A 7,426-nucleotide genomic window follows, 5' to 3' on the forward strand; every position below is an offset into this window, starting at 1 on the left:
GATCAGAACGATCCGTACTCGCTCTCGCCGATCTCCGCGAGGATGCGATTGAGATCCTGGATCGTCGCGAAGTCGATGTTGATCTGGCCTTTCCTCGCCGTCAGCGTGATCTTCACCTTGGTGTTCAGCCGGTCGCCCAGACGTTCGGCGACCTCGTCGAGGTGTGCCCGTCGGGCGCCCGCCCTGGGCAGCGACCGACGCGAGGATGCCGTCTCCGTGAGCCGCGCGGCCGCCTCCGCCGCGCGCACCGAGAGGTCCTCATTGACGATCCGGTCGGCGAGGCGCTGCATCGCCTCGGGGGTCTCGAGGGAGAGGATCGCGCGCGCGTGGCCCGCGCTGAGGACGCCCGCCGCCACGCGCTGCTGCACGGGGACGGGGAGCTTCAGCAGCCGGATCGTGTTGCTGATCTGCGGACGCGACCGGCCGATGCGCGTGGCCAGCTCCTCCTGCGTGATGCCGAAGTCCTCGAGCAGCTGCTGGTAGGCCGACGCCTCTTCGAGCGGGTTGAGCTGCGACCGGTGCAGGTTCTCGAGCAGCGCATCGCGGAGCAAGAACTCGTCGGCGGTGTCGCGGACGATGGCGGGGATCGCCGTGAGCCCTGCCTCGCGCGCGGCGCGCGTGCGGCGCTCCCCCATGATCAGCTCGTATGTGCCGTCGGCGTTCGTCCGCACGACGACGGGCTGCAGCACGCCGAACTCCCGCACGCTGTGCACGAGCTCGGCCAGGTCGTCGGGGTCGAAGTTCGTCCGCGGCTGACGCGGGTTCGGAACGATCTCGTTGGGGTCGATCTCGACCAGACGCGTTCCCGGGATGGCGACCAGCTCGGCGGCATCCGTGTCTTCTTCGACCGACGCCGGCGTCTTCGCGCGCGTCGGCTTCGGCTGAACGTCGGGGAAGAACACGTCGACGGGACGTGCCTCGCTCGAGTCCGTCGTCGGAATGAGGGCACCGATCCCCCGACCCAGTCCCGTTCGCTTGGCCATCAGGCGGTTCCTTCGCTTTCTGTGGAGCGCTCTGTGCGCTGGACGATCTCGACGGCGGCTTCACGATAGGCGATCGCGCCGGCGGAACTGGGGTCGTACGCGATGACGGTCTGACCGAAGCTCGGCGCCTCAGAAACCCGGACTGACCGGGGAATCACCGTTTCGAGGACCTCACGGGGGAAATGCTCGCGCACCTCGTCGGCCACCTGCTGCGCCAGGCGCGTGCGCGCGTCGTACATCGTGAGCATGATGGTCGACAGGCGCAGCCCGCGGTTGAGGTGCTTCTGGATCATCTGCACGTTGCCGAGCAGCTGGCTCAGACCCTCCAGCGCGTAGTACTCGCACTGGATCGGGATCAGCAGCTCGTCGGCAGCGGTGAAGGCGTTGATCGTGAGCAGCCCCAGCGACGGCGGGCAGTCGATGAAGATGAAGTCGGGCGCGAGGTCCGTCGCCTCGAGATACCCCTCGAGGGCGGTGCGCAGACGGTGCTCACGAGCGACTTGCGAGACGAGCTCGATCTCTGCGCCGGCGAGATGAATGGTGGACGGCGCGCACAGCAGCAGTTCCGATTCCGGGCTCGTCTGGATGACCTCCGCGAGCGGGAACTCGTCGATCAGCACGTCGTAGACGCTCGGCGTCTCCGCCGTGTGCGGCACGCCCAGTGCGGTCGACGCGTTTCCCTGAGGATCCAGGTCGATCACGAGTACGCGCGCACCGATGGATGCCAGAGCGGCGGCCAGATTCACCGTCGTCGTGGTCTTGCCGACGCCGCCCTTCTGGTTCGAGACCGTGATGACCCGAGTTGGCCCGTCGAATGTCACTGTCACGGCCTCCAATGCCCGTCGCCGGGCGGAAAGACTCGCCAGTTCGCGCGCGATGGGACTGTCGTCAGCGGAGAAGGGTGCGGGAGAGGTGTCATTCTCCGAGGCATGCACCATTCAACTCCAATCTCCGGGGAACTCCTCCACTGTAGTCGAGACCCCCGACCCCCTCCCCCGTTCCACGTGAAACACCCGCCACGTGAGCGGCCAGCCTGGTCCCGTTGACAGGTTTCGATACGCGCGATGCTCAATCAGTGGTGACTGATGACCTTCAGTACCGGCAGGGCACATCCCTCACCCCGCTGATCGAGTGCCGCCGCTTCGCGGCGGCGTATCGAGATCCCCACCACACCCCAAACCCTCCATCACCCGACCATCCCCCTCACCGTTTCACGTGAAACACGCCCCACTCCCGCAGCTCAAGAGGACACGAAGCAGGTTTCGATACGCGCGCTCCGCGCGCTACTCAACCAGCGGTGGCTGATGCCCTTCAGCATCACCAGAGCGCACCCCTCTCCCTGCTGACCGAGTGCCACACCCCTCTCCCCGCTGATCGAGTGCCGCCCCCCTCATCCCCCGCTGATCGAGTGCCGCCGCAAAGCGGCGGTGTATCGAGATCCCCTCCAGACACCGCCGCCATCAAAACCGGCCTCGGATCCATCAATCGACACCGTTTCACGTGAAACGTCGCGGCGCACCGAGGGCGTCTGAGTAACTGGGTTTCGATACGCGCGCTGCGCGCGCTACTCAACCAGCGGCGATTGACGCCTGCTCGTACCCGCAGGATGCATCCCTCTTCCCGCTGACCTTCCCGCTGATCGAGTGCCGTCGCGAAGCGACGGTGTATCGAGATCCCGCTACACGACGGCGACCTCAGTATGCGCACGGCTTCCATCAAGCCCGCGGATGTTTCACGTGAAACGTTCGATGTCATCTGCAAAGAGGCTAGATGCAGAGACGGTGTGGGGGTGGATCCGTGTCTTGGGACATGAAAGGGGTTTCGATACGGCCGTGCCTTCGGCACGGCCTACTCAACCAGCGGTGGCTGACGCCTGCCCCATGCCTGCAGGATGCATCCCTCTTCCCGCTGATCGAGTGCCGTCGCGAAGCGACGGTGTATCGAGATCCCACTGCACGACAGCGACCTCCGTATGCGCGCAGCCTTCGTCGTGTCCGTGCATGTTTCACGTGAAACGTTGGATGTCGTCAGCGACGAGGCCGAGCGCGGAGAGCGTACGAGTGATGACCTGTATTCCGGGACATGAGAGGGTTTCGATACGGTCGCGCCTTCGGCACGACCTACTCAACCAGCGGTGGCTGACGCCTGCCCCATGCCTGCAGGATGCATCCCTCTTCCCGCTGATCGAGTGCCGTCGCGAAGCGACGGTGTATCGAGATCCCGCTACACGACAGCGACCTCAGTATGCGCACAGCCTCCGTCAAACCCGCGGATGTTTCACGTGAAACGCTTCTTGCTCAGTGTGGGGAGGAGCTGATCACCGACGTTGTCGATGAGGGCGCGACGCTTGGCTCGGCCCCAGCCCTGCACCTGCTTCTCGCGACGATAGGCGTCATCGACGCGATCGAAGTGCTCGAAGTAGACGAGACGGACAGGGCGTCGGCGTCTCGTGTACGCGGCGGCTTCGCCGACCTCGTGCTGCCAGACTCTGTGGTCGAGGTTGACGGTGCTGCCGACGTAGTACGAGCCGTCGGCGCACTCGAGGATGTACATAGAGGGCATGGGACGATGATGGCGCGTGGCGAAGTGTGTAGCAGGCGCTCAGGGCGTGTTGGTGGAGAGATGCGTGTGTTGACCTGTTGGGGACGAGGCTGCGATGCGACTGCGGGGGAGCGTTTCACGTGAAACGGCCGTGGTGCTCATCTCATTCTTATGGCGGGCCATCGCAAGGCACCAGCGTTAGTCGTATCGGTCGTCATATGGGCTTCGATACGGTCGTGCCTTCGGCACGACCTACTCAACCAGCGGGGTGGGGCGGTTCCGCAACGGGGCGTGTGGACTGCGATCGTTGTCGGGGTTTGGATACGCGCGCCGCGCACGCTACTCAACCAGCGGGGTGGGGCGAGGTTGGATAGGGGAGCGGGGTGTCTCACGAGAAATGGGGGCAAGGGCGGGCCTGCGCAGGGATGGCACGGCTCTACGACGGAGCGTACGGACCCGCGACCGTTGTCAGGGTTTCGATAAGCGCGCTGCGCGCGCTACTCAACCAGCGCGGTGGGGTCTGCAGCGGGGTGGGGTCTGCCGACTCGAGCCACGTTTGTCCGGCTCGATGAGGGCCTGGCCGGTGGGGTCGACGATCTGGGTGCGGGAAGACGCGCCACACAGGCCTGATGGGTCTCGAGTGAGCGCGCGGGCTCGAGGGGAGGTGTGTGGGGTCAGGAGACGGTGGCGCGGATGACGCGGGTGGGGTCGTCGATGACGCCAGCGCCGACGGGCTCGACGCGCACGTTCGAGAGGCGGAAGCGGCGGATCTGCTTCTCGGCGGCGCCGATCTCGTTCTCGGCGTTCGCTCCCTTGAGCAGGATCAGCTCGCCACCCGGGCGGACCAGGGGAGCGGTCAGCGGGATCAGCGTGCGCAGGGCGCTCACGGCGCGCGCGGTCACGGCATCCAGCACCGCACCTTCGCGCCAGTCCTCGCCACGCGCGCGGACGACCTCGACGTTGTCCAGCCCGAGGGCCTCGACCTGCTCGGTGAGCCACGCCACGCGGCGCTCCATCGGCTCGATGAGCACCCAATGCACGTCCGGGCGCGCGATCGCGAGCACGAGACCCGGCAGTCCGGCACCGGACCCGATGTCACCGACCCGCCAGCCGGCCGTGAACAGGGGCGCCGCGACGGCGCTGTTCAGAATGTGCCGCGTCCACAGCCTCGGCGGCTCTAAAGGCCCGATCAGACCACGTTCTTCGCCATGCTGGGCCAGCGCCGCGGCGAACCGGCGCGCCAGGTCGATGCGATCCCCGAACACGGCCGCCGCGGCGGCCGGCTCCGTCTCGACGACGACGTCGTCAGCCACGGCGGATGACGGTGTGACGATCGCTGCCCTCGCCGTACGACTCGGAGATGAATCCCCGGTCAGCTACGATATCGTGCACCAGCTTGCGCTCGTAGCTGGACATCGCGGGCAGTGACGCCTGCGTCGCGCCCTCGTCGATGCGCGCGACCGCGCGGTCGACGAGCTTCTCCAGCTGGCGACGGCGCGCGTCGCGGGATCCGCCCACATCCAGGATCAGCCTCGAGAAGCGTCCGGTCTGGTTCTGCACCGCGAGGCGCGTGAGCTCCTGCAGCGCCTGCACCGTGTCGGGATCCGACAGCAGCGACAGCGAGTCGGGGTCGCTGTTCTCCACCGACACGTAAGCGCGGCCGGCACGCACGTCGAGGGTCAGGTCACCGTCGATGTCGGCGATGTCGAGCAGACCCTCCAGGTAGTCGGCGGCGATGTCGCCCTCTTGCTCGAGCTGCTCGACGGTCACGGTGCCGTGGTCGTCGACGGCGTCGGGGGAGATGCTCATGGTGTTCCTTGCTGGTGACGAGTCAGGGGAGAGGACTCAGGAAAGCGTAGCGGTGACCGAAATCCGGAGCCTAGGCGTCGCCGCCGGAGCCGCTGCCCGAGCCGTCCGCCGAGCCACCCGAACCCGACGACGCCGAACCCGAACCGGTCGAGCCGCCGCCCTTCTGGCCCTGCTTCTTCGCGCGCTGCTTGCTCACGGGCTGCTGACGCTTCGGCGCCTGCGCCTTCTTCTTCTGCGCCTCCTCGAACAGACGCTGCTGCTCGGCCTCGTACTCGGCCAGGGGGATGATCTTGCCCTTGGAGTTGACGGCCTTGCCCTTGCGCGCCAGGCGCTCGTTGCGCAGCTTCTCGGCTTCCGAGCCGGGCGTCGGGAGGTTCCGGATGACGATGAACTGCTGCACCATGGTCCACAGGTTCGAGACGAACCAGTAGATGACGACGCCGAGCGGGAAGAAGACGCCCGAGAAGATGAAGGCGAGCGGCAGGACGTAGAGCATGATCCGCTGCATCTGGTACGCCTGGCCGGTCTTGGCCTCGGGCGACAGGTTCTTCGAGATGATCTGCAGCTGGGTGATGAACTGCGACGCGATCATGAGGACCACGAGGATGATGAGGATGACCACCGTGGCCGTGTGGCCGTCGTTGATCGCCTCGATCATGTTGGTGTGCAGCGGAGCGACGCCGAAGAGGTTGGCGTTGTAGAACTCCGCCGTGAGCTCGCGGTTCAGCAGTCCGACGCCGCCGACGCCCCACTCGTAGTGCTTCTTGACGTCACTCAGCGTGTAGAACATGCCGAGCAGGATCGGCATCTGCACGAGCAGGGGCATACAGCTCGACACGGGTGTCGTGCCGTGCTTCTTGTACAGCGCCATGGTCTCGCGACTCATGGCCTCGCGGGAGAGCTGATCCCTCTTGCCGCGGTACTTCTCCTGGACCTTCTTCAGCTCTGGAGCGATCTCCATCATCTTGCGCTGGCTCTTGATCTGCCGCACGAACAGCGGGATCAGCGCGGCGCGCACCACGATGACGAGGCCGACGATCGACAGCACCCAGGTGGCGCCGGTCGACGACTCCATGCCGATGGAGGTGAAGACCCAGTGCCAGAACACCAGGATGGCCTCGACGAGGAACTTGAAGGGCCACATGATCGTACTGAACAGGTCGAAGCCCTCGCCCGGCGGCGGCGTGGTCGGTGACGGTACCACGGGCGTCGGCGTGGACGCGAGAAGATCCAGCACGGGATCAGTCCTTTCTGGAAGGCACGACGAACCCGTGCCTGGTCAGCTGGTATCGGAAGTTCGGATGCAGCGGCACGTCGTCGATGCCGCCGGCGGCCCACGGGTGGCAGCGCGCCAGCCGTGCGGCGGTGAGTCCCGTGCCCTTCACGAGTCCGTGCTGCTGCACGGCGCCGACGGCGTAGGCGGAGCACGACGGGTAGTACTTGCACACGTCGCCGTAGAGGTGCGAGATCGTGGCGCGATAGGAGTGCAGCAGCGCGAGTCCGAGGTTGCGGGGGAGCAGCGGAACGGAGGAGGCGAGACCGGATGCCGTCAGCTCTCCGCTGCCCAGGGCGTACGACGGAAGCGCGCTCACGCCGCCGCCCTCTTCATGAGGCAGCGGTCGACATCACGCTGCAACGCACGAAAATCCGCGGTCGCCGACGAGGGCAACGCGCGGATCACGACGTCGACGCCGTCGGCGAGGCGCGGAAGGCTGCGGGCGCAGACGTCCTTCAGACGACGTCGCACGGTGTTGCGGACCACCGCGCCTCCCACCTGCTTGCTCACGATGAAGCCGAATCGCGAGGGACGGGCCTCGCCCGTGATCACGATGTAGGTGACCGTATGGGCTCCGGCGCACCGGGAACCCCCGCGGACGACGGCCTTGTACTCCGCCCCGCGGGTGATGCGATTCCCGCGCGCCAGCACCCGGACCGCGTCAGGCCGACAGCTCGGTGCGGCCCTTGGCGCGGCGGGCCGAGAGGATGGCGCGGCCGGCGCGCGTGCGCATGCGGGCGCGGAAGCCGTGCTTCTTGGCGCGGCGGCGGTTGTTGGGCTGGAACGTGCGCTTGCTCATGAGATCACTCCGGATCGG

Annotated in this window: 9 protein-coding genes; all 9 read right to left on the reverse strand. The window is 66.6% G+C overall.

All coding sequences use genetic code 11. The features are described from left to right. Positions 1-2: 2 nt before the first annotated feature. Complete coding sequence (locus AOA12_RS21155) at positions 3-983, reverse strand: ParB/RepB/Spo0J family partition protein (protein ID WP_054686716.1); 981 nt, start codon at positions 981-983, stop codon at positions 3-5. Continuing rightward, complete coding sequence (locus AOA12_RS21160) at positions 983-1,921, reverse strand: ParA family protein (protein ID WP_054686717.1); 939 nt, start codon at positions 1,919-1,921, stop codon at positions 983-985. Before AOA12_RS21160 ends, AOA12_RS21155 begins: the two co-directional genes overlap by 1 nt. 1,339 nt (positions 1,922-3,260) lie before the next feature. Next, positions 3,261-3,545 carry a GIY-YIG nuclease family protein gene (locus AOA12_RS21165; protein WP_054686718.1) on the reverse strand — a complete coding sequence of 95 codons (285 nt, stop codon included), beginning with the start codon at positions 3,543-3,545 and terminating at the stop codon, positions 3,261-3,263. A gap of 653 nt (positions 3,546-4,198) precedes the next feature. After that, entirely contained in the window at positions 4,199-4,837 is a 639-nt protein-coding gene (gene rsmG, locus AOA12_RS21170) for a 16S rRNA (guanine(527)-N(7))-methyltransferase RsmG (RefSeq protein WP_156366627.1), read from the reverse strand. After that, entirely contained in the window at positions 4,830-5,333 is a 504-nt protein-coding gene (locus tag AOA12_RS21175) for a Jag family protein (protein WP_054686720.1), read from the reverse strand. The genes rsmG and AOA12_RS21175 overlap by 8 nt, the downstream gene beginning before the upstream one ends. A 70-nt stretch (positions 5,334-5,403) precedes the next feature. Continuing rightward, a complete protein-coding gene (yidC, locus tag AOA12_RS21180) occupies positions 5,404-6,570 on the reverse strand; it encodes a membrane protein insertase YidC (protein WP_442922257.1) in 1,167 nt (388 codons plus the stop codon). Positions 6,571-6,574: 4 nt separating this feature from the next. Then, the gene (gene yidD, locus AOA12_RS21185) at positions 6,575-6,925 is read right to left on the reverse strand and encodes a membrane protein insertion efficiency factor YidD (protein WP_054686721.1); all 351 of its coding nucleotides are present in this window, start codon (positions 6,923-6,925) and stop codon (positions 6,575-6,577) included. Then, a complete protein-coding gene (gene rnpA / locus AOA12_RS21190; RefSeq protein WP_082406446.1) occupies positions 6,922-7,260 on the reverse strand; it encodes a ribonuclease P protein component in 339 nt (112 codons plus the stop codon). The genes yidD and rnpA overlap by 4 nt, the downstream gene beginning before the upstream one ends. A 10-nt stretch (positions 7,261-7,270) precedes the next feature. Then, on the reverse strand, positions 7,271-7,408 hold the full coding sequence (rpmH, locus tag AOA12_RS21195) for a 50S ribosomal protein L34 (protein ID WP_022879826.1): 138 nt from the start codon (positions 7,406-7,408) through the stop codon (positions 7,271-7,273). Between the last annotated feature and the right edge of the window lie 18 nt (positions 7,409-7,426).

The organism is Microbacterium sp. No. 7, from assembly GCF_001314225.1.
Lineage (GTDB): Bacteria > Actinomycetota > Actinomycetes > Actinomycetales > Microbacteriaceae > Microbacterium.